Annotated in this window: 15 protein-coding genes; 2 read left to right on the top strand and 13 right to left on the bottom strand. The window is 42.5% G+C overall.

The features are described from left to right. Positions 1 to 128 precede the first annotated feature (128 nt). Together rpoB and pbp1b are read right to left on the bottom strand one after the other, a co-directional pair. Positions 129 to 3,701, bottom strand: coding sequence for a DNA-directed RNA polymerase subunit beta (rpoB, locus tag E5S68_RS08350; protein ID WP_135783147.1), 3,573 nt, complete (start codon positions 3,699 to 3,701; stop codon positions 129 to 131). 423 nt (positions 3,702 to 4,124) lie between these two features. After that, entirely contained in the window at positions 4,125 to 6,572 is a 2,448-nt protein-coding gene (pbp1b, locus tag E5S68_RS08345; RefSeq protein WP_234697712.1) for a penicillin-binding protein PBP1B, read from the bottom strand. A 220-nt stretch (positions 6,573 to 6,792) separates the two neighbouring features. On the opposite strand from pbp1b, the gene tyrS reads away from it, so the two are divergent. Further along, positions 6,793 to 8,049, top strand: a complete 1,257-nt coding sequence (gene tyrS / locus E5S68_RS08340; RefSeq protein ID WP_135783145.1) for a tyrosine--tRNA ligase — start codon at positions 6,793 to 6,795, stop codon at positions 8,047 to 8,049. 76 nt (positions 8,050 to 8,125) lie between these two features. Here tyrS and E5S68_RS08335 read toward each other — a convergent pair whose 3' ends face one another. After that, entirely contained in the window at positions 8,126 to 10,189 is a 2,064-nt protein-coding gene (locus E5S68_RS08335; RefSeq protein WP_135783144.1) for a heavy metal translocating P-type ATPase, read from the bottom strand. Between the two features lies 1 nt (position 10,190). Continuing rightward, positions 10,191 to 10,469 carry a DUF6110 family protein gene (locus tag E5S68_RS08330; RefSeq protein WP_000910903.1) on the bottom strand — a complete coding sequence of 93 codons (279 nt, stop codon included), beginning with the start codon at positions 10,467 to 10,469 and terminating at the stop codon, positions 10,191 to 10,193. A 151-nt stretch (positions 10,470 to 10,620) separates the two neighbouring features. On the opposite strand from E5S68_RS08330, the gene E5S68_RS08325 reads away from it, so the two are divergent. After that, positions 10,621 to 11,469 carry a methyltransferase domain-containing protein gene (locus E5S68_RS08325; protein WP_135783143.1) on the top strand — a complete coding sequence of 283 codons (849 nt, stop codon included), beginning with the start codon at positions 10,621 to 10,623 and terminating at the stop codon, positions 11,467 to 11,469. Between the two features lie 49 nt (positions 11,470 to 11,518). On the opposite strand, the gene E5S68_RS08320 is transcribed toward E5S68_RS08325, so the two are convergent. The 9 genes from E5S68_RS08320 to E5S68_RS08280 all read right to left on the bottom strand — a co-directional run bounded on the left by E5S68_RS08320 (position 11,519) and on the right by E5S68_RS08280 (position 24,393). Continuing rightward, entirely contained in the window at positions 11,519 to 12,817 is a 1,299-nt protein-coding gene (locus E5S68_RS08320; protein ID WP_135783142.1) for a response regulator transcription factor, read from the bottom strand. A gap of 12 nt (positions 12,818 to 12,829) precedes the next feature. Further along, positions 12,830 to 14,476 (bottom strand): sensor histidine kinase, encoded by a 1,647-nt coding sequence (locus E5S68_RS08315; protein ID WP_135783141.1) that lies wholly within the window; start codon positions 14,474 to 14,476, stop codon positions 12,830 to 12,832. 2 nt (positions 14,477 to 14,478) lie between these two features. Further along, positions 14,479 to 15,090 carry a YesL family protein gene (locus tag E5S68_RS08310; protein WP_135783140.1) on the bottom strand — a complete coding sequence of 204 codons (612 nt, stop codon included), beginning with the start codon at positions 15,088 to 15,090 and terminating at the stop codon, positions 14,479 to 14,481. A 197-nt stretch (positions 15,091 to 15,287) separates the two neighbouring features. Beyond that, complete coding sequence (locus E5S68_RS08305; protein ID WP_135783139.1) at positions 15,288 to 16,769, bottom strand: ABC transporter substrate-binding protein; 1,482 nt, start codon at positions 16,767 to 16,769, stop codon at positions 15,288 to 15,290. Positions 16,770 to 16,832: 63 nt separating this feature from the next. Then, complete coding sequence (locus E5S68_RS08300; protein WP_135783138.1) at positions 16,833 to 17,765, bottom strand: carbohydrate ABC transporter permease; 933 nt, start codon at positions 17,763 to 17,765, stop codon at positions 16,833 to 16,835. A gap of 13 nt (positions 17,766 to 17,778) precedes the next feature. Further along, the gene (locus E5S68_RS08295) at positions 17,779 to 18,708 is read right to left on the bottom strand and encodes an ABC transporter permease (RefSeq protein WP_023022063.1); all 930 of its coding nucleotides are present in this window, start codon (positions 18,706 to 18,708) and stop codon (positions 17,779 to 17,781) included. Positions 18,709 to 18,919: 211 nt separating this feature from the next. Next, the gene (locus E5S68_RS08290) at positions 18,920 to 20,800 is read right to left on the bottom strand and encodes a beta-N-acetylhexosaminidase (protein WP_135783137.1); all 1,881 of its coding nucleotides are present in this window, start codon (positions 20,798 to 20,800) and stop codon (positions 18,920 to 18,922) included. Next, positions 20,794 to 21,663, bottom strand: coding sequence for an ROK family protein (locus E5S68_RS08285; RefSeq protein ID WP_135783136.1), 870 nt, complete (start codon positions 21,661 to 21,663; stop codon positions 20,794 to 20,796). The genes E5S68_RS08290 and E5S68_RS08285 overlap by 7 nt, the downstream gene beginning before the upstream one ends. A gap of 84 nt (positions 21,664 to 21,747) precedes the next feature. Beyond that, on the bottom strand, positions 21,748 to 24,393 hold the full coding sequence (locus E5S68_RS08280; RefSeq protein WP_135783135.1) for an alpha-mannosidase: 2,646 nt from the start codon (positions 24,391 to 24,393) through the stop codon (positions 21,748 to 21,750). Positions 24,394 to 24,459: the final 66 nt, after the last annotated feature.

The raw sequence follows: 24,459 nt of genomic DNA, 5'->3' as shown, positions 1-24,459 counted from the left end.
TTTCTTACCTTTCCTTGTTTCATTTTTGAATGTATTTTTAGAGGCTATTGGAGTCGATTACAAGATCTGACCCCCTTCTTTCTTTTTAAGAGAGACAGGCCTCGCACTCTTCCCTAAAAATACCCATGTTATTTATTTTCTTTTCCTTCAGCTTCAAAGGCCGCTCTTGCTTCCTTGGCAGCTTTTTCACGTGCTTTCTCAAGATCGTCTACGTGAATGACATCGTCATCTTCCCCTTCATCAAGGTCACGAAGTTCGACTTCTTTGTCATCTTCATCTAGGACACGCATATCCAATCCAAGTGATTGCAATTCTTTGACAAGAACGCGGAAGGACTCTGGCACACCTGGTTTTGGAATTGGTTTTCCTTTGGTAATCGCTTCATAAGCTTTCAAACGTCCATTGACATCATCTGACTTGTAGGTCAAGATTTCTTGAAGGACATTAGACGCACCATAAGCCTCAAGGGCCCAAACTTCCATTTCCCCGAAACGTTGTCCACCAAACTGAGCTTTCCCTCCGAGTGGTTGTTGGGTAACCATTGAGTATGGTCCGACAGAACGAGCATGGAGTTTATCATCAACCATGTGGTGAAGCTTAATCATGTACATGACACCGACAGAAACACGATTGTCAAATGGCTCACCAGTCCGTCCATCGTAAAGAATGGTCTTGGCATCGCTATCCATACCTGCTTCACGAACAGTATCCCAGAGGTCTTCTGAGCTTGCTCCGTCAAAGACTGGTGTTGCAATGTGGATGCCCAAGTTACGAGCTGCCATACCAAGGTGAAGTTCCATAACCTGACCGATATTCATACGTGATGGCACCCCAAGTGGGTTCAACATGATATCAACCGGTGTACCATCTGGAAGATATGGCATGTCTTCAACAGGAACTATACGGGATACAACCCCTTTGTTTCCGTGACGACCGGCCATTTTATCTCCGACGCGGATCTTACGTTTTTGTGCGATGTACACACGAACCAACATGTTGACACCCGATTGCAATTCATCTCCGTTTGCACGCGTAAAGATCTTGACATCGCGAACGACTCCATCTCCACCGTGAGGTACACGAAGAGAAGTATCCCGCACTTCACGAGATTTATCACCAAAGATAGCGTGGAGGAGACGTTCTTCAGCAGAAAGGTCTTTTTCACCCTTCGGTGTCACCTTACCAACTAAGATATCGCCTTCTTTCACTTCCGCACCAATACGGATAATTCCCATTTCATCAAGATTTCTGAGGGCATCTTCCCCAACGTTTGGAATTTCACGAGTGATTTCTTCAGGGCCTAACTTAGTATCACGCGTTTCTGATTCGAATTCTTCCAAGTGAACAGATGTATAGACATCCTCTTTCACCAAGCGTTCGCTCATGATAACGGCATCCTCGAAGTTGTAACCTTCCCATGTCATGTAGGCAACGATTGGGTTTTGACCAAGGGCCATCTCCCCTTTTTCCATAGATGGACCGTCTGCGATAAAGTCGCCTTTTTCAACAACATCGCCAACTTTGACAAGGGTACGTTGGTTGTAAGCCGTACCTGAGTTTGAACGACGGAATTTTTGAATGTGATAAACATCAAGGGATCCATCTTCCCGACGAACCTCTACCTTGTCTGCATCCGCATAAGCAACTTTACCACCATGTTGGGCAATGACTGCAGCTCCTGAGTCATGGGCTGCTTGGTATTCCATACCAGTACCCACGTAAGGCGCTTTTGGATCGATCAATGGCACAGCCTGACGTTGCATGTTGGCACCCATGAGGGCACGGTTGGAGTCATCGTTTTCCAAGAAAGGAATACATGCTGTCGCAACGGCAACTACCTGTTTTGGAGACACGTCCATGTAGTCGACTTGATCAGATGGGAATTCTTGGTTGTTACCACGATGACGTCCCATAACGATTGGCTCTGCAAAGCCACCCGCTTCGTTCAACTTAGAGTTGGCCTGAGCCACAATGTACTCATCTTCTTCATCAGCTGTCAACCAAACGATTTCGTTGGTCACCACACCTTTTTCACGGTCTACTTTACGATATGGTGTTTGGATGAAACCATATTTGTTCAAGTGCCCATAAGATGACAAGTTGTTAATCAAACCGATGTTTGGTCCTTCAGGCGTTTCAATCGGACACATACGACCATAGTGGGTGTAGTGCACGTCACGAACCTCGTATCCAGCGCGGTCACGTGTCAAACCACCAGGCCCTAAGGCAGATAGACGACGTTTGTGGGACAACTCAGAAAGTGGGTTGTGTTGGTCCATGAATTGAGACAATTGAGAAGAACCAAAGAATTCTTTAATTGCCGCAGTTACTGGACGAATATTAATGATTTGTTGAGGTGTTAATACTTCGTTATCTTGAACAGACATGCGTTCGCGGACGTTTCGTTCCATACGAGAGAGTCCAAGACGCACTTGGTTAGCAAGCAATTCCCCAACGGCACGAATGCGACGGTTTCCAAGGTGGTCGATATCATCGACACGGCCAAGGCCTTCAGCTAAGTTGAGGAAGTAGCTCATTTCAGCCAAGATATCAGCTGGAGTGATGGTACGAACTTTATCAGATGGTTTAGCATTGCCAATCACTGTGACAACACGGTCTGGATCTGTTGGTGCAACCACCTTGAACTTTTGCAATTCTACTGGCTCTGTCAAAACAGCTGCATCATTTGGAGTGTAGATGATTTTGTTCAAACCATTATCCAATTGTTCGGAGATGCTGTCGATGACATCACGAGTCATCACGGTACCAGCTTCCACAAGGATTTCGCCTGTTTCTGCATCTACAAGTGGTTCTGCAATTGTTTGGTTCAACAAGCGTGTCTTGATATTGAGTTTCTTATTGATCTTGTAGCGACCAACTGGTGCCAAGTCATAACGACGTGGATCAAAGAAACGCGCCACCAACAGGCTACGTGAACTTTCAGCTGTTTTTGGCTCACCTGGACGAAGGCGCTCATAGATTTCTTTGAGGGCTTCATCTGTCCGTGAATCCATTGGGTTCTTATGAATATCTTTCTCAACAGTATTGCGAACCAATTCGCTATCCCCAAAGATATCAAAAATCTCATCATCTCCAGAGAAACCAAGAGCACGAACCAAGGTTGTAAATGGAATCTTACGCGTACGGTCGATTCGTGTATAAGCAATATCTTTTGAGTCTGTTTCTAACTCTAACCAAGCTCCACGGTTTGGAATGACTGTTGAGCCGTAACCAACTTTTCCATTTTTGTCCACTTTATCATTGAAGTAAACACCTGGTGAACGAACGAGCTGGGATACGATAATCCGTTCTCCACCATTGATGATAAAGGTTCCCATCTCGGTCATGATTGGGAAATCACCAAAGAAGACTTCTTGAGTTTTGATTTCGCCTGTTTCCTTGTTGACCAAACGGAAGGTTACAAAGATTGGGGCAGAGTAGCTCGCATCATGGATACGCGCTTCTTCCAAGGTATACTTTGGTTCTCTGATTTCATAGCCGACAAATTCCAACTCCATTGTGTCGGTGAAGTTCGAAATAGGCAATACATCTTCGAAAACTTCTTTCAAACCATGATCCAGAAAATCTTTAAATGAATCCGTTTGGATTTCAATCAAATTTGGTAAATCAAGAACTTCTTTGATTCTTGAAAAACTACGACGGGTCCGATGTTTCCCGTATTGAACGTCATGTCCTGCCAAAGTTTTAACTCCTTTTTCTATACTAGGATACCAGCTAGGGTTGCTCCCTTTCTGAATACCCGGTTTCTAGACCGTCTTGAAAGAGAAGACATGCGTCTCTGTTCACAACGGTTTTGACGAAGGTTGGTGTGAATTTCATCACGCGGAGGATTCTCTCCTCGCTCTCATTCATCCTTTTTGACAATTTTTAGAAAAATTAAGTTTTGGTAACAAACTACTTTTTTTCTAAAAATAGGCACAAAAAGAGCAGCTAAATCGACTTTTATAAAGTTTGATTTAACTGCTGTAAGCTTCTATTTGGACAATATTTCAAATAAAGCACACGACAAATTACTTGTTCTTATTATATCGTATTTTCGCGAAAAACACAAGGTTTCTTCTAGACATGAAAACGATTTTATGGTATAGGTATCAACTGTTTTCTCATCGGTTTTGTTTTTCAGATGAGGAACTAGTTGAAGTGCTTGAATTAGTGTTCCTGTTTGAATTTCGGTTGCCACTTGAGCTATTCGAAGTCGAGCGACTTTCAGGATTCCCAATCAGACTTGCCCAAGCATTTTGATAATCACTATCAGAACCGCCAATCGCAAAGCGATAGGTAGTCTGAGGGGCCCCGTTTTTAGCCCAATAGCTCGTCACGGTCTGCCCTGTCAAATCAATTTCACGGCCGTTGACATTGACACGACCAGGGCGTTGACCTGTTGCTTTCAGAACACTTGATGAAATGACGCTTCCATCTAAAGTAAAGCGATCTTGGACTCCCCAAGCTGCTGGATCCGCTTGATAGATGGCATTGGCTAAATTCGCCATATAATTAGCGTTGTTATTATAACCTGTTAGTGGAGCAAGGGAAGCATTATTGTCGTGTCCGATCCAACCACCTAAGGTGAGGTTTGGAGTAGATAACATGAGCCACATGTCCCCATTTGCGTTGGTCGTTCCAGTCTTCCCAATCCAGTCCGCATTGGCTAAGGTCGGGTTGATTTGACTGATCCGACTCTTGAAGGTGGTGGTTGCTCCAGAATTGATAACCCCTCTCAAGAGATCTTGCATAATGGTTGCTGTTGCTGCTGAGTAGACGCGAGTCGCCTTGCTCTCATGTTGGTAGACCACTTCCCCATTGCGATCCATGATCTTTTCAATCATATAACGTTTTTGGAAATTTCCGTTGTTGGCCAAGGTCTGGAAGCCATTGGTATGTTGGGCTACAGTGACTTCAATTCCCCCTCCCATCGGAAGGCTTTCAATCCCATATTCTGCAATATCGTAACCCATTTTCTTCATGTATCCAGGAACATCGACCCCTTTTTCACGAAGAGCACGATAGGTCCAGTAGGCAGGAATATTCCAAGAAGTATTGAGGGCTTCTCGAAGGTCCATCATAGCAGTCCCTCGACTATCCACGTGCATGATTGGCTCTCCACTGGAGAAATTAGCTGGATAGTTCGAGAGGATACTATTACTTCCCATCATCCCTTGGTCAATCGCAATTCCGTAGGCTAAAATCGGTTTAATTGTAGATCCTGGGGAGCGTTCGGTATCAAAGGCGTGGTTGTTTTGGTTGCCCTCAAAATTTCGACCCCCTATAAAACCAAGGATAGCACCCGTCCGGTTGTCCATGAGAACATTTCCGACTTCAACCAAACCAGTCCCATCATCTAAAAGACCACCATAATTAGCTACAGCTGCTTGCATCGCATTGTAGATGGCTTTGTTGATTGTAGTCTGGACGGTGTAGCCTCCTTCTCTCAATTCTTTCTTCGCCAACTCTTGATAAGATTTAACGGTCGAATTGTTTTTTAGGTCATGACTCGAAACATTGTCCCTCTTGATTAAATAGTCATACATGGCCTCTTCCGCTTCACTTACGGCTTGGAAATACAAGTAGTCGTGTGGCGTCTTCTCGATGCCATTTGACGGAAGGAAATCCTTACTTAAATCATATTGACTATATTGGTCGTACTCTTCCTTAGTGATAGCCCCTGTTCGATACATATTGTACAAGACATCCTTGGCGCGATCCAATCCTAAAGCTTGATTTTCTGGAGTTTTGAGACTTCCATCAGAGGCATAAGGCGAGTAGACAATTGGGCTCTGTGGCAGACCAGCAATAAAGGCCGCCTGTGGAATGGTTAAGTCTTTGGCAGAAACTCCAAAAATCCCTTGAGCTGCCGCCTCTACCCCGGCAATGTTTTGTCCGCGATTGTTTCGTCCAAATGGAGACACATTTAGATAAGTCGTTAAAATCTCATCCTTGTTCATAACCCGCTCAAGAGCTAGGGCATCGATAATCTCAGCAGCTTTCCGAGAGAAGGTCGGAGCATCTCCAACTACCTGTTGCTTGATTAACTGCTGGGTCAAGGTCGACCCCCCACTAGAGGAGCCTACTCCAGCGACAGAGCCTAGAGTCGCCCGGAGCACCGCCTTAGGAACAATCCCATTATGGCTCTGAAAATTCTCATCCTCAGTTGCAATAACAGCTTGTTTCACATTGTTTGAAATGGCATCTGCCTCGACTGGAATGCGAATCAGATCACTGTCAATATCAGAAATAATGCTCCCATCTGAATAGGAAATCTTTGAAACGCTCGAAATATTTCGTACTTGTTGAACCAACTGACTTGGATCCGGTGTTTCTGTGGCACTAAACAAGCTAGCCGCATACCCAATCGCAATCCCTGCTCCAAACAAGAGACCAGCTAGGGCAAAAACCAACAAGACATCCCATAGGAGCTTCATGGTCCGGAGAACCGTCGCTACAAAATCACCGAGCGACCATCCTTCTCCCCCTTCCTTATCTTTTGTTTTTTCTTTTACTTTATGATCTACTTTAGAGAAGACGTTTTGTAGCATCTTCCCCCATTTGATCATCTGTTCTTTTAATTGATTCACTCTATTTCTCCTTATTCTCCCTATTATACCAAATGGTCCTCTTTCTTTTCAATTCCTAAAGTTGAGAACACATCACACAGTCGGAATTTTTTCATCCTTTCATTGCTATTTCAAGTCATTATGGTAAAATAGAGAGAAACCATACAGATACTGGACTGTTTTCATCGATCCGGCCAGTAGCTTAGAAAAGGAGAGAACGATGCACATTTTTGATGAGCTAAAAGAACGTGGTTTGATTTTCCAAACGACTGACGAAGATGCTTTGCGTAAAGCCCTAGAAGAAGGACAAGTATCGTATTATACTGGCTACGATCCAACTGCTGATAGTTTGCACCTTGGGCACCTTGTTGCAATCTTGACCAGTCGCCGCTTACAACTGGCAGGCCACAAACCTTATGCGCTTGTCGGTGGTGCGACCGGACTCATTGGAGACCCTTCTTTCAAAGATGCCGAGCGCAGTTTACAAACTAAGGAGACTGTAGATGGTTGGGTCACTTCTATCCAAGGGCAATTGTCTCGTTTCTTAGATTTTGAAAATGGGGAAAACAAGGCTGTCATGGTCAATAACTACGACTGGTTTGGCAACATCAGCTTCATTGACTTCCTTCGCGATATCGGGAAATACTTCACCGTTAACTACATGATGAGCAAAGAGTCTGTGAAGAAACGGATTGAAACAGGGATTTCTTACACTGAATTTGCCTACCAAATCATGCAAGGCTACGACTTCTTTGTCCTCAACCAAGAGCACAATGTCACTCTGCAAATCGGTGGTTCTGACCAGTGGGGAAATATGACAGCTGGTACTGAGTTGATGCGTCGTAAAGCAGATAAAACTGGTCATGTTATGACTGTGCCTTTGATCACAGATGCAACTGGTAAGAAATTCGGTAAATCAGAAGGCAATGCCGTCTGGCTCAATGCAGACAAAACATCTCCTTACGAAATGTACCAATTCTGGATGAATGTGATGGACGCCGACGCTGTGCGCTTCTTGAAGATCTTCACTTTCTTGTCACTCGATGAAATCGAAGAGATTCGCAAACAGTTTGAGGCTGCTCCTCATGAACGCTTGGCTCAAAAAGTCTTGGCGCGTGAAGTGGTTACCCTTGTCCACGGTGAAGAAGCTTACAAAGAAGCCCTTAACATTACGGAGCAACTCTTTGCAGGAAATATCAAAAACTTGTCTGTCAAAGAACTCAAACAAGGCCTTCGTGGGGTGCCAAACTACCAAGTCCAAGCAGACGAAAACCACAATATCGTAGAATTGCTCGTATCTTCTGGCGTGGTGAATTCCAAACGCCAAGCCCGCGAAGATGTTCAAAATGGAGCTATATACGTCAATGGCGACCGTATCCAAGACCTTGACTATGTCTTAGGAGATGAAGATAAGTTAGAGAATGAGCTGACTGTTATCCGTCGCGGTAAGAAAAAATACTTTGTTTTGACTTATTAAACTGTTCAACATTTACCTATAAAAAAAGGAGTTAACCTCGAGAAAGGTAACTCCTTTTTGTTGTTGATAACCACATCTATCTAGCCTTAATAGACAGGCTACGCAGGACTATGCGTAAGGTTGTTAGATTATGTAAGATAGAGAGATTTGAAGGACTGAGCCAATTAAACAAGCCAAAGCCAATCAAACTACTATTTACGACAACGGTATCTTGAATATTCTTCTTGATGAGTGTTTGTAAAGATGATGATAGCCAATCCAACTCTCGGAAGAAATCCAAGCGATTATCTAACAATAAGATATCACTCATCTGCTTAGAAATATCTGCACTCTCATTCATCACTACACCGATATCTGATAGGGTTAGAGCAGCTGAGTCATTCAACCCATCCCCAACCATCAAAATAGTGTGACCTGCTTTCTGTAGTTCCTCTACTAACTCAAATTTTCCATCAGGTTTCAAGTCTGTATAGACCTGATCAAAGGGCAAATCTTTGACTAACTCCTCTGTCCTAACCAAGGTGTCCCCTGTTGCCAGAATCAATTTTTTCCCTTGTGCCTTAAGTTTCTCCAAGGCTGCTTTTGCTTCTTTTCTTAAAGGAGTATGAATGCAGAACATTCCAATCAATTCATTCTGATAAGCCAAGAATAAGAGATTGTAGTGACTCATGTACTCTTCAATTAAAGCATTTTGTTCTGAACTGATATGAATCTGCTCATCCTGCATCAAGACATAATTCCCAATAAGAACTGGTTGGCCATCTATATGAGATTTGATCCCCTTGCTTGCGATATATTGGAGTTTCCCATGCATTTCCTCATGTTCAACTCCCTCTATCTCGGCTTGCTTGACGATGGCATTAGCAATAGGATGATAAATGTGTTCCTCAAGACAGGCACTGATTCTGAGAATATCTTCCTCACTATAGTCCCCAAAAGGTAACACCTTTTCAACTATAGGATAACTAGTTGTGATTGTTCCCGTCTTATCAAACAAGAAAGTATCAACTTCCAGATATTTCTCCAGAACATCCCCATCCTTAATCACCATTTCACGATTCAACCCCTCCTTGATAGCTGTCAAATAAGCTACAGGAGTAGAAATTTTCAAAGCGCAGGAGAAATCGACCAATAGGAAAGAAATAGCCTTAGAAAAAGAACCTGTCAATAGGTAAGTCAGACCAGCACCCAAGAAATTATATTTGACGACCTTATCCGCCATTTTGATGAAATAGCGTTGTTTCGTTTTCTTATTTTCTTCAGATTTCTTCATCAACTCAATCAGCTGTAAAATACGGCTGTTCATCTGATTATCGGTTACACGAATGCGCAACTCTCCAGTTTCTAATACTGTATTTGCACAAACCAAATCAGACTCTCTTTTTTCAACTGGAAAACTCTCTCCCGTCAAGGAGCTTTCGTTGACCATACCTAAACCTGAAACTACTTGTCCATCAAACAGAATTTCATTTCCTTGAGATAGGACCAAGACATCTCCTATTTGAACATCGGAACTCTTGATACTAACAACCGTATCGCCCTGTACTAGGAATACATCGCTCTCTTTTGCAAGAAGGCTTTGTTCTAAATCTGTTGCAGTTTTTTTCAAGGACCACTGATCTAAATGATTCCCCAAATCAAGCATAAACATGATATTGCTAGCTGTCTTGGATTGGTTCATAAACAAGGACAATAAAATCGCCGAACAGTCCAAGACCTCCATCGTTAGTTCCTTACGCGCTAGTGTTTGATAGGCTTCTCTAATATAACCCAAAGCCTGATAACAAGTCCATATATAGCGAATAGGATACGGCACAAAACTACGAAAAAGTATACGCTTAATCGCTGCACCTGAAACAATAGAATAAGCACTCTCTTCTCTACGAATGGGAAGAGTCATCAACTCAGAAACTTTCCCTTTATCAATTCTTTTTAAAAAGGCTTCTGCATTATCTAATACAGAAAAGCCTTCTTTTATACGTAGAGTAAAGTGCTGTTGATCCATGTAAAACTGGATAGACTCAATCCCCTTTTCATCTCTCGCCAAGGAACGAAGATAGTCTTGAATATCCAAGGTGAGTGAAAAAGAAGACGATAGTCGGATATGTTGGTATCCTCTATATAGCACTTTAAAAGACATATTATTCTCCTATAAGGCTATCTAATTGCTCTTCTTTTTTCTCTTGCTCGTACAAATATTTGGCATCTTGCAAGACATCATCTCCATGTTGCTTCACAACAGAAACAGATGCATCTAGCTCGTCTTTTAACTTATAAGCCTTAGCCAAAGCTTTAGAATAACCTTTTTTAGCTTCCTTACTTGCCAAGATTTTCAAACCAAGGGTACCAAATGCGACACCACCCAAAAAGAGTGATGATTTTTTCGCAACTTTTGCGACGCTTAATACTTCTTTTAACATACTTATTTCCTCCTTATCATTATTATATAGCAATTTAGATATTAAAGCAATTTCATTCTATAAATTGGAGAATTAGTTTCATTTCTACTGAATCTCCCATTTACTTATTCCTAAAGTTGCTTTCATTTGCCTCTTTTGATACACTTAAACTATGAATACAAACCTCAAACCCAAACTTCAGCGTTTTGCTTCTGCGACTGCCTTTGCCTGTCCTATCTGTCAAGAAAACCTGACTCTGGTAGAGAGCAGTCTCAAATGTAGCAATCACCACTCCTTTGACTTGTCTAAGTTTGGCTATGTGAACTTGGCGCCACAAGTGAAGGCCTCCAAGGACTATGACAAGGAAAATTTCCAAAACCGGCAACTCGTTCTAGAGAATGGTTTCTACGACCATATCCTTAATGCCCTGTCAGAATGCTTGTCTCCACTGGCCCATCCAGCCAACATTTTAGATATTGGCTGTGGCGAAGGCTTCTACTCTCGCAAACTCCAAGATGCCCATCCCGACAAGACCTTTTACGCCTTTGACATTTCAAAAGACTCGGTCCAAATCGCTGCTAAGAGTGACCAAGAATGGAAGGTTAAGTGGTTTGTCGGAGATCTAGCTCGTCTCCCTCTTTTAGACCAGAGCATGGACCTCCTCTTAGACATCTTTTCGCCAGCAAATTATCAAGAGTTTAAACGAGTCCTGGCCCCAGACGGTCGCCTTGTCAAGGTCATCCCAACTGCTGCCCATCTGCAAGAGATTCGTCAGAAGGTGAAGGACCACCTGGATCAGGCTGATTATTCCAATGAGCAGATTATTCAACATTTTTCTGATCATTTTACGATTGAAAACACCATCCATTGCCAGGAAACCTTCGAACTCACACCAGCATTGCGGGAGGCTCTTTTGAGCATGACGCCTCTCCTCTTTCACGTCGATCCAGCTCAAATTGACTGGACCAATCTGACTCAAGTCACGATTTCTGCCACGATTTTGATCGGAAGAAGCAACTAAAAACACCCTCCATTGATTAAAAATGGAGGGTATTTTTCATGTTTACAGATTAATCACTTTCCACTACGCCGATTTGTTGACGGTAGGCTTTAGGAGACTTGCCACACAACTTGCGGAAAACCTTGTAAAAGTAACCGACATTGCTGTAGCCGACCTCATAGCAAATATCTTCAATACTTTCCGTTGTGGATAAAAGCAACTGTTGGGCAGCTTTGATCCGTTGTTTATTCAAGAGTTCTGCAAAGGTGGAATTGGTCTCACGTTTGATCAATTGCCCTAAATAAACGGGATTGATATAGAGATCTTTGCTGATATCCTTGAGCGACAGTTCCTTCCGATAGTCGCGTCCAATTACTTCTAGGACGGTCGCCACATTATTGTTCATCCGATATTGAGAGAAGAAACTCTCCAATTGGTTCCGAACGCAGGTAACAAGATCCTCGAAAGTCGTTGTATCATGAACGGCTTTCACAATTTCTGTCAGGTCATCACCGTGCAGGTGTTCAAATAAATGAAAGACATCCATAATGAACTGAATAAAGAGTTGCTTGGCTATCGCCACTTTTGGAGTATGATTTTTCACGGTTTCTTCTAACCAGTTTAACTCCTCCAAAATTTGCTGGATATTCCCCTGAATGATGACACGGTAGATGGGTTCATAGTAATTAAAGACACCATCTTCTTCCTCCAATGGGAGATCCCCATAAAACAGATTTCGTTCAACAAGCTCTTTAAATTGTTGAAAATGTTCCTTATAAGGTGCTTGGAAACGGCGCTGTAGGAAAGCCCCTTCATCCTCATCGGAAAGATAGAGTTGAAGATTCTTCCCTAAGACCTGATAAGACGAACTGGCAAAGCCCTTCCTTTCCTTATCCACTCCAATCCAGAGTTGTTTTCTCCCTCGAATGGCTTGCTCGAACTCTTCTTCTGACCAATCTTCATGAAGGAGCCGATTGGCCGTCTCTTGGTCTGGGTTTTTTAGAGTTTGAGATAATTTTTCTAGGATATTCCCTAGCTCCACCTTATTGACAGGCTTTAACAGATAGTCTGCTACTCGGAGGTTTAAGGCTTTTTTTACATAAGCAAAATCTTGGTAACCTGACATAATGATATAAGCTGCATGGGGAAGCATGGACTGCATTTGATCAATCATTTCCAGACCAGTTTTTCCTGGCATATTGACATCTGTAATCACGATATCCACTGGATAATCCGCAACATAGGCCAAGGCTTGATCTGCATCCTCTGCTGTGTAAACAACCTCCATGTCCCATTTTTCAAAGGGAATCAGTTTTTTCAACCCCTCAGTAATCATATATTCATCGTCAACCAATAAGACTTTATACACGATTCTTTCCTCTTAAGTGTCCTCGATGGTAATCGTATAGAGAACACCTTTTCCTTTTTCTGATGTAATTTGAATGTGGTAACGATCCCCAAAGTAGAGAAGGAAACGCTCGTGGACATTGACAATCCCAATCGATTGTCGCCCCTTACTCTCTTCTACTTCTTTTCGTGGATCCCTATGACTCAATATTTGTTGGATCCGTTGCAGTTGGCTCGGTTCCAGTCCTCTCCCATTGTCTTGAACCCGAATTTCCACAGCTCCTCCAACATGACGGACTTTGATACTAATGACATTGTCCTTGCGCTTGTGATCAACTCCATGAACAAAGTAATTTTCCACTAGTGGCTGAAGAGTAAACTTCGGAATAATCATCTCTTCTAGACCGGGTTCAATTTTAAAGCCATAAGCAATCGATTTTGGATAACGCACCATACAGAGATAGCTGTATTTTCTACAAAATTCCAACTCATTTTCTATGGTCGTTTCTTTCTCCTCTGAAATATTGTTTCGAAGGAGACTACTAAATTCGTAAATAATATCAGCTAATTCTTCTTGATCCTGCATAACTGCATACATGCGAATAAACTCCATGGTATTATACATAAAATGCGGATTAATCTGCGCTTGCAAGGCCTTCAAATTGGCATCTTTTTGGCTCAGTTGTAGCTGATAGATATCACGGATAGACCTGTCCATATTGTCTAACATGGTATTGGTCGTTTCTGCAACTAAAAGGAGCTCCTGCTCTTTGGTATCCACATTGATCCGTCGCTCAGAATCTCCCTGGCTGATGGCTTCCATGGTATCTACCAAATCCAACACTTGTTTTTGGTAATTACGGAAAATTCGTTGCATCAAGAGATACAAGACCAAGACCAGGATTAAGGCGACCGAAATCATCCAGGTAAAACTAAACAAGGCTGTTCGAACCGTGTAAGAGGTCGGAATCCCAACCCAGATTTGATAGCCGTAAGCAGTATCTCGCACAATCCACTGACTATGATCTTCCGGATTGATGTCTCCTCTGTGGTAAAAAATCTTTCCCAAGGGATTATAAATCTGGACGGCAACGGGAATGGTGTCTTGGATATTGTCGACAACAGAATCCAAAAGCGCTGGATTGACTTTAATGTAGGCTAGTCCAATATTTTCGCCAGTCGTCACATCCGTCAAGGAGACTGGGATTGCTTGTGAACTAGCTATGTATTGATCCGCTGGAACTTGTTGCCCTCCTTTTTTATTTTTACTGGAGACAAACACAGTCGTATAGTCATTTAACACCAAATCAATTTGATCAATAACATCGTGTTCCAAATACAGAGTTTCAACATTACGGTGCAGCGAAACTTGAATATAATTGGAGAAAAAATTATCCAATCGCCAGCTTTCGTATTCAGAAGGCGTCATTGAAAAATACTTGTAGACTCCTTCGAGCTTGGCAGGATTCTCTACCAGACTCTTCCCCCATTGAGAAGATCTCTTATAAATATCCTCTACCTCAGCAGTCAAGCGCGAGGAAATCAACTGAGCGATTCGATCTGTCTCTGCTTTCTGATTATGCCAATAGACCAAAGATACCGTCACACCTAAAGTCGTGATGATCCCCACCATGATATAGGCATAGAATTTCAAAAGTGTTGCTAACCATATTTTTTTCATAATTAAGAAACCACTTTAGAGCGAATTGTTTCATAGACGGGTTGAAAAATATCATTGACAAAGAAATGCCACAAGCCCAGTAAAACAAAGAAAAATAAAGCCGGAACGAAATGGGTAACAACTCCTAGAAGAAAGGTCCCCAAGAGAAACTTCGTCACTGCACGAATATCCAGAAAAGCACCAATAAAGCTCAGCTTCAAGCTGTTGAGGTAGGACAAGTCAAAATGGACTTGAAGCTTGAGATAGACTGCAAAAGTCAGGGGAGCCACCAATAAGAAAATCAAATTAACCAATAAGATAAAAATCTGAAACAGGGACAAGTGGGGCAATTGAATCATCAGATACATGCCATAAACAAGAATGGCTTCGATCAAAAAAAATGTATAGAAAACCTGGTTGGCCCGACGGAAATTTTCTTTATAGAGCGACCAAGCTTCAGACCAAGCATATTGTTTGTAATCAGATCCATGTTCGGCATATAGACTCATAATCGTTGCACTAGCCGGCCCAAATCCAAATAGGATACCTCCACAAAAGGTTAGCGCCCAAAAGATTCCTGTTGCCAGCATGGCTAAATAGACCCTTGTAAAAATAAATTCAATCATTCTTCCCATATTTCGTCTCCATATTCATTTGCTGTAGAGGGGAACTTCAATCAAGTTAGTATAGTTTCCCTAGTACAACTGATGATTATACCCTATATTATAGCACATTTCCTCTGATGGTTTCGATTTCGAAATCATCAACAGAAAAGACTTTGAAGTGCGAAGACCTCAAAGTCTTTTGATAGACTTAAGCAAGTAATGCTAGCTTATTTCTTAGCAGCAAGGTACTCATCGTATTGTTTTTGGATTTCATCCAATACTTTTTGGTAGGCACCTTCTGATTTCAATTTTTCAAGCATCTTAGGAATTTCAACTTCAGGATCTACTGTACCTGTATTGATGGCACTTGTGAATTGGTTCAAAGTGTTTGTAAGGGCAGTGATTTCTGATTTCACGTTTTCAGTGTTGAAGATGAATCCAAGTGCTGGAGATTCTTTTGCAGTTTCTAAGTCTTTCTTAGATTGTGCAATTTGCTCATCCGTTACGTTTTCGTTGATGTAAAGAATCCAGTTGTTACCTGTATTCCATCCAGACATGTGAGTGTTTCCGTTGTAGCCATCCAAGACTTTCACACGGTTTTCTTTACCTTCAACTTTTTCCCAGTTCTTGCCTTCTGGTCCGTAAACAAGACCGTTCAAGAGTTCTGGGTTTGTATTCAAGAGGTTCAATACTTCCATTGCTTTTTCTTTGTTCTTAGAGTTGTTTGAGATAACAAAGTTTGCAACTTGAGTAGTGTTGTTCTTCTTGTAAAGTTGAGTGAATGGTTTAATTTCGATCTTACGGTTTGCTACACGAGTAAGCAAGCTGTTACCGTAGTCAGCAGGTCCTACTGTTTCTTCACGTACCAACCAAGTATCTTGAGAAAGGTCATATCCAGTGTCGCTTGTAGCTACGTCTTTTGGAATGTATCCCGCTTCATAATATTTATGAAGAGTCTTCAAGTTTTCAACATAACGTGGGATTGTGTAACGGTCAACGATCTTAGTTGTGTCACCTTGCAAATCGACAACGAATGGAAGTCCATCTACTGCGATGTAATCGAAGTCATCAGAAGGTCCACCATAGCTCTTGTTCATTGCGAATGGAACAACGTTTGGATCTTTTTCTTTGATCGCTTTCAAGACTGGTTCAAGAGAAGCATAGTCTTTTACGTTTGAGATGTCGATACCATATTTTTCAAGAAGTGGTCCGTTGAAGGCAAAGTTTTGTGAAGATGCCACGTTGGCTGCAACTGGAACAGCATAGATCTTGCCGTTTACAGTATTCCCTTTGATGTATGCTGGGTCAAGTGCTTCATAAAGCTCTTTCCCTTCTTTCTTGTACAAGTCTGTCAAGTCAGCATAAGCACCTTTTTGAGCGTTGATGACATAGTTGTTTGCGAAAGCAATATCGTAGCTTTCACCAGATGAAATGATAACGTTCATCTTCTTGTCGTAGTCACCCCAACCAAGGTATTGGATGTCTAATTTAACACCAGCTTTTTCTTCGATGATCTTGTTAGCATTTTCTAACAAGGTATCCAAGTTATCAGGTTTGTCACCGATTTGGTACATTTTGATAACTGTTTTGCCATCTTCACTTTTAGATGATTTTTGGTTATCACCTGTCAAGTTACCACAAGCAGCAAGAGTTGCTCCAAGTGCGAGAACGCTAGCAGAAGCTAAAGCATATTTTTTCCAATTTTTCATGAGAAAAACTCCTTTTATATTTTTCTTTATTAACATTATGAAGGGTAGGTGAGAAAGGTTTGCTTACTCTTTCACACCACCGATGGTCAATCCTTTTACAAAGTAACGTTGGAAGAATGGATAGAGGATAGCAATTGGAACTGTTGCCACCACCACCATGGCCATCCGTCCAGTTTCCTTAGGAAGGGATTGGACCGCACCAGCGATTTGACTAGATGCACCGACTGATTTAGAAATGTAATCCATATTATTTTGGATTTGCATCAGCAAGTATTGAAGGGGATAGAGATTTTCGCTCTTGATATAGAGGAGGGCGTTGAACCAGTCATTCCAGAAGCCGAGGGCTGTAAAGAGACTGATGGTCGCAATCCCTGGGAGAGAAAGTGGCAAACAGATCTGGAAGAAGATCCGTGTTTCACTGGCTCCATCTATCCGAGCAGACTCAAGAATAGCTTCTGGGATTGTCCGTTTGAAGAAGGTCCGCATCAAGATAATATTGAAAGGACTCAATAACATCGGAATGATGAGGGCACCAACCGTATCTCCTAAATGAAGCAACTGAGTGGTAACGATGTAACCTGGTACCATCCCTGCACTAAAGAGCATGCTCAAGAGGGCAAATACAGTAAAGAAATTTCTGTACTTAAAGGTTCTACGAGAGATTGCGTAGGCGTAGGTCGTTGTAATGAAGACATTACATGCTGTCCCTACAATCGTCACAAACAAGGTAATAAAGAGGGCTTGAAGAATCTTATCCTTAAATTGAACAAGGAAAAGATAGCCATCTGCACCAAACTTAGCAGGCCAAAATTGGAAGCCGTGAATCGCCAAACTTTGTTCATCTGTCAAGGAAATCATGACAACAAAGATGAAGGGCAAGATACAGGATAGAGCAATCAAGCCAACAATGCTACTAAAGAAGAGGTCTGCTTTCTTACTGAAGGAGTGGATCCCAACATTATCAACTTTTTCTTTTTTAATTTTTGATTTTGCCATGGTATCCTCCTTTCTAGAAGAGCGCTGCATTCTTATCAATCCGACGTGCTACAATATTAGAAAGTAAAACGAGAATCAATCCGACAACTGATTGGTAAAGACCAGCCGCTGCGGCCATCGCAATATCTCCTGATTTAGCAAGTCCATTGTAGACATAGACATCAATTACGTTTGTCACACTATAAAGGGCACCTGAGTTATGTGGGATTTGGTAGAACAATCCAAAGTCAGCACGGAAGATATTTCCGATGGCAAGGATAGTCAAGACCGTAATCAAGGAAGCCAACTGAGGAATGGTAATGTGGCGGATTCGCTGCCACTTAGATGCTCCATCCACTGTTGCTGCTTCGTAGAAGGTTGGATCAATTCCCATGATGGTTGCATAGTACATAACACTGCTATAACCAAAACCTTTCCAGATTCCTAAGAAGAGGAGAAGCGCTGGCCAAATGGCAACCTCTGTATAGAAGTTGATTCCTTTCATCCCAAGTGATGTTAAGATGTGGTTAATCAAGCCTTTATCGACGTTTAAGAAGGCATCTGTAAAGAAGCTGATGATAACCCATGACAAGAAATAGGGGAACAACATTGATGTTTGAAACACTTTAACCAACCGTTTGGAACGCATCTCACTAAAGATAATGGCAATCCCAACAGAAACAATCAAGCCCAAGAAAATAAAGGCTAGGTTGTAAAGGACGGTATTTCTTGTAATGATATAAGCATCTTTAGAACTAAAGAGGAATTTGAAGTTATCAAATCCTACCCACTTACTCTTCATTACACTATCAATAAATCCCTCTCCGGTGATATGATAGTCTTTAAATGCGACAACGTTTCCCAAAACAGGTATGTAGAAGAATAAAATCAACCACGCTGCACCTGGTAAAACCATCAAGAAGAAAATAAGATTTTCTCTCAAGGTCTTAACAAACTTTTTCATCTGACTCCCCCCTTTGTCATTTTATTTTTTGGTAACGTTTACATTTTTTATTATAAAACTCTATGAAAACTTTTTCAAACTCCTAATTATAGAAAAAATTCTACAAATTTATGACATAGCCTTAAAAATGGAGAAAAAAGGAGAAGAAATGTCTCCATCGGACATCTTTCTCCTCCTTCAACATCATTGTCTTGAAATACAAGGCTTTCTATTAGGTCGTATAAATGGTCGAAGCTGTCGCAATGGTATGCCACTGGTTGGCTGTTGTAGCTGCGAAATCCTTATCTCCGTAGAAATCATTAAATGGCAAGATCTCTACTTCCAACTCATCAATCCGTGAGATGGAACCAGCTAGATAATCTTCAATGCGGCTTTCTGCGCGCTTGATCCGTTGCAAGAGTCCACCCATACGGATATCTACTGTATCCAAGCCAAAGACCTTGTTTTCTTTCAACCATTGGTGGCTAAAGAGCTTGTGGAAGGTTTCAATCTGGCTTCTTAATTTTGGTAATTCTTCCCTGGCGATTTGTTTCAAGCTGTCTTTATCATCCACCTGATAAGCCTCACGAATGCGTCGTCCCACATCAACCTTGCCACTTAAAATAGCATTCAACTGGGCCTGAGTTTCGAAAAGATAGGCGTAAACCCCAGCTTTTTCTTTAATGTCAGACAGAGTCTCAGCTGCCTGGGCAAAGTGAGGCTTGTCCTGTTCAGGAGTCATGTGCTTATCAAGAATTGGGCAAAGAACATCCTGGTAAAAGACATAGCGGTTGGGATTGATACCACTTAGATTTCCTGGTAAATCTGGTAAAAGGTTGGCCAAATCAAGCTGCATAAAGTCCTCAACCGATAGACCTGTATTGGTCTTGAAATGAGCAGATAAACGCTCTAAATCATTTCGATAGCTGAGTTCTGCCCAGATTTGTAGACTTGGCAGAATAGAGAACTGAGCTGTTTCACCACCATTGTCCCCCCAACCCGTCACAATGACTTCCTTGATTTGATTGGCACGGCAGGCTTTGTTTGCTTCGATAGCGATGAGACGACTGAAATGGTTGTGTGGTGTGAAACCAATCCACTTCCAAGCACCACCTGCAAAGGAAATATCCTGGCTAATCTTGTGGTGGTTATTAAAGTTGCGGTTGTATTTTTCTTCGCTATCCTGATAATAATCCCAGTAAACCAAGGTCACACGGTCTTTTAGACGGTCAAGATAAACACGAGTTTCTTCTGGAATTTCGACATCACGGTCGTACTGGCCATCTGCTGACATGAGTTTGAAGAACATATCGCTCCACATCTGGCAGTGGAAACCATACTTGTCTGCGATATCCAGCACGCGCTCCAAATGTTGGCACATGAGGAGGCTACGGTCCACAACACCGTTTAAGATGAGATAGCGTCCCAAACCAACCAGGTGGGCTTCGTCCATGCCGATATTGACCTTGCGTGTCTGCAGTTTAGACAGAGTGGCAAACATGCCGTCGATTAGGTCGTAAACTTTTTCTTCGCCGATGAGGAGAATATCCTCTACATCACGAAGTTGCTGGACTTCTTTGACACCCCATTTGACAAAGGCTGATAAGTGAGCCAAGGTCTGGATACATGGTACAAAGGTCATATCAAACTGCTGGGCGTAAGCTTCGATTTCCTGTAATTCTTCAGCTGAGTATGCTCCACGGAAATAGCCAAAGTAAGGTTGCCCTTCAATCTGATAGGTGTCTTCCATATAGAGCTCAAAGGTTGAATAACCCATCAGAGCCAAGACTTCAATCATCTGCTTGGCAGATGCAACATTTAGAACTGCATTTCGCGAACAATCCGCCATGTAGGCTAAATCTTCATAAGCCGCTTGTTCTTCAATCTCTATCTTGTCACCTTCTGCTAATGCTGTTGCGAGAATCGATAAGGCACGGTAAAGCTGATGAGGTTTGCGATAAGTCAATTGATATTCTCCGCCCTCACCCTTGATAGAGATAGAAGCTTGGTCAGACTGAGCGACTGCCACTTCTACATCTGGTAGAGAAATGTGCTTTTGAAGTAAGTCTATAGCTTGCTGTTGTTTACTGCTAATTCCGATAAAACTTACCATTGCTTTTCCTCCTGTAACCAGTTGACAAGGGCACCGTAGAGATTGGCATCTGCCTGATAGGTGCAAGCTTGGATGACTGGCGCAATTGTATATTCTTCATATTTTTCCACAAAAGCGTCTACTGCTTTTTGCACCCCTTCGATAAAATCTGGGTTCTGACTGATAGAGCCACCTAGGCTGATGACATCTGGGTCGATCAGGTACTGAATATTGAGTAGTCCTTGAGCTAGATTACGATTCATCCGCTCAATGGCTTCTTGACAAAGGGCATTGCCTGTTGCAGCCTCTTGGTAAACCTTTCGGCCATCCCAATCGGTTTGACCAGATTTTTCGATGACATAGCGAACCATGCTTCCTGTAGAAGCTAATAGTGACCAGTTGTTGAGTTTTTCTGCTGGTTCAATAGTTGTCATGTAACCAAACTCTCCACCCAAGCCATGGCGACCACGGTGAAGTTTTCCATTGATAATCATGGCCCCACCAATCCCTGTGCCAATGACAACACAGGCTGCATTTTCAATCTCAGGATGAGCTAGCAGTTCACTAAGTCCAACACAGTTGGCATCATTTTCTAGATGGACAGGTAGCTGGTGATGAGCAAGGGCCTCATACCATGAAAATCCATGAATGTAAGGAATGGCACTAATCCCCTCAATCACTCCTGTTTCTTGATTGACCGCTCCTGGAACACTCATAGCAATCCCACGATAGTCCTGTTCTGACAAGCGTTGGTCCAACCAAGCCAACAAATCTTCTAAAGTTTCTGGAGTTGGGGTGCTGGTCTTATCTAAAATCTTTCCATCAGGAGTTAGACTAGCAAACTTAATGCCAGTCCCTCCGATATCAATCGTTGCAATGGTCATTACTTTCACCTGCAAAAAGGAGCGAATCAGCAGTTGGTTCTTACTTTTTCGCTCCTCCTTTCTGTTTATGTTTTCTTTTTGAAATTAAATTTCTTCTTTTTTGATCAATTCTGTACGAATTTCTTGTGGTGCTAATAGTCCTGAATGGACTGGGTATGGGCGTTCCAACAAGTCAAGAATGGTTTGTTGTTTTTCAGACACACGAACATTTTCTTGACTCATGTTGTAGTAACGAAGGACATAACCCTCTTCATTCTCAGCCACCTTAAAGGCTGTTGGGCATACTTGTGGCAAGTTCAGTGCCGGATGGTTAAAGAGACTTCCCGTTGCTGCAACGCTACCCTCTTGTTTTGCAACTTGAAGAGCTGTAAATGGCACCTGGAAGGCTTTGGCACGACGGAAAGCTGAAAAACGATCCTGAGCTTGGTGGCACTCTACTGCAAACTCAACTTCGATAGCTCGCAAGCACTGAGCTTCCGGTGTTGGGAAGTAGCCCCAATCACCGAGTTCTCCTGAGGCACGCAGAAGGGTTACTGCGATTGTGTCGTCTCCAAGAATTTCGTATTCGTGCAATCCTTTGTTAGCTACTGTCACTCCTTTGACATCATCATACAAGCTGACAAAGGCTTGTTGGTGTTGTGGATTTTCAGGATTTTCCCAAGAAGCTGCTGGTTTATTTGGCCGTGTCACAACTTCATAGATGCTTTCCGAGTCATTGCTTGGACGAGTATTATGAGTTTTCACCAAGAGACGAATACGGTGATCCTTAGCAGTATTGGTAAAGCTCGTCTTGAAGCGAATTTGCGGGTCATCCACAAAGACGGTCATCACTGTTTCAAGAGGGATGGTGGTCACCTCTTCTGAACGACCTGCGTCTCGGTTCATAAACTCAATAATGCCTCTTTGCTCCGCATCCAATTTTTCATCTGCACTGACTGGGATGGTTAAGTCATGCTTGAGCAAGATTTTGGCATAACGAGCATTGTTTTCCAAGATCTCATGGCTTTTCAGCTCCGCATAGATTGGCTCGGTTCCTTTTGGTTGGAAGTAAATATACTCATTTCCAATATCCCCACGATCCTCGAATTGGATGAAGTCTTCGTAAGCTTCGTTAGTCGTCTTATCGTAAAGGGTCAAGCCATCATCAATACTGAGGGTTAGGAATGGTGTATCGATCACCCCATTTTGGTAAATCCCATCATGATGGGAAGCTTTTCCTTCCAGAAGCTGGAAGGTGGTCCAAGAAAGAGGTGATAGGTGAACTGGAACCGTCACGCGCACTTGACGCGCAATATAGGGTTGGCGGAATTTATCCTTTGGTAAGGTATAGCCAAAACTTGCCCCCAAGTCTTCAATCTCAGCTTCTACAAGATGCCCATCTAAATCCTCTACATGATAGTCTGGCAAGGTCAAAGCGGCCATTTTCTTGAAGCCTTCTGTCGGGTGCAATTCCTTAAATGGACAAACCGCTACATCGACAATCGTACTGACGGTATCCACCTTGCCATGCAAGCCAGTGTTCATAACCGTAAAGAGATGCTCACTCTGGGATTTCTGAGTCGCGAGTTTCTCTTTCCATTCGTTCAAAAGGTTGGTTTTGACAAAGTTTCCGACTTGATTGACCTTGGCAAAACGAACTTCCATTTCACGGTGAACTTCGTCAATACTACAACCACAGATACTATCATGAGGTGCATTTTGTAAGAGCGTCTTCCAGGCATAGGTCAATTGATCCTTGTGGTGATGTCCACCAGTGATGATGGTCAAAGGTTCCACCACTTGCTCTAGCAAATTGCTGTTCTCTTGAAAGGCTTGTTTGAGGTAAACGCGTGAAGAAGAGGTATTCGCCAGAGTATACCAACCATCCGTTTCCTGACTGGTCAACTCACCTGTGACGGTTGATAATTGTTCAGGAAGGGCACTTTCTACTGCTTGCACGTAGTCATCAAAGGAACTGTGAATAAAGGTCACGTCAGGGAAGAGTTCATTGGCGACGCGAATGGCTTCACTTAAGTTTCGTTGAACGGGTTGGTGGTCACAGCCGTTCATCATCAACCATTGGTTGGTCGATGCATAGTCACGGACATCCGCCAATTTTTGTTTCCAGAAAGTCAAAGCTTCGTCTTTATCCACTGGAATTTCATTCCCATTACTGTACCAGTTGGCAAAGAGAATGCCCAGCACACGACTACCATCTGCCCCTTGCCAGTACATCTCAGAAAATTGAGAAGTGAATTGCTCATCTTCGAGGACTTGGTTGTCAAATCCGATTGGTTTGACACCGCGACCAAAGGCTGCTACGTGAATGCCTGATTTTTGAAGGATTTGAGGAGCTTGTCCCATATTTCCAAAGGTATCTGGGAAATAACCGATCTGCGTAGATTTGCCCCATTTGGCACATTCCGCTTGTCCAATCAAGGTATTGCGGACGTTAGCTTCACTGGAAATCAAGTAATCATCCTGCAAGATATAGAAGGGTCCAATCTTGAGTTTGCCTTCGTCGATATAACACTGCACCTTGTCACGGTTTTCAGGGCGAATTTCTAAATAGTCATCAAGGACGATGGTTTGGCCATCCAAGTGGAAGCTCTTGAATTCAGGATCATTTTCAAAAAGATCAAAGAGATTGTCAAACAGTTCCACCAATTGCATGCGGTGGCTTTCAAAAGGTAGATACCACTCACGATCCCAGTGGCTGTGAGAGATGATATGTACAACAACATTTTCCATGAGTAAACCCTCATTCTAACTTAAATTTAAAAATGTATTTGTGATTCTTTAGAAGAATCTATTGAG

It is taken from the genome of Streptococcus rubneri (assembly GCF_004785935.1).
Taxonomy (GTDB): Bacteria; Bacillota; Bacilli; order Lactobacillales; family Streptococcaceae; genus Streptococcus; species Streptococcus rubneri.
The sequence above is the reverse complement of the archived record's forward strand: the minus strand, read 5'-3'. Positions and strand labels throughout refer to the sequence as shown.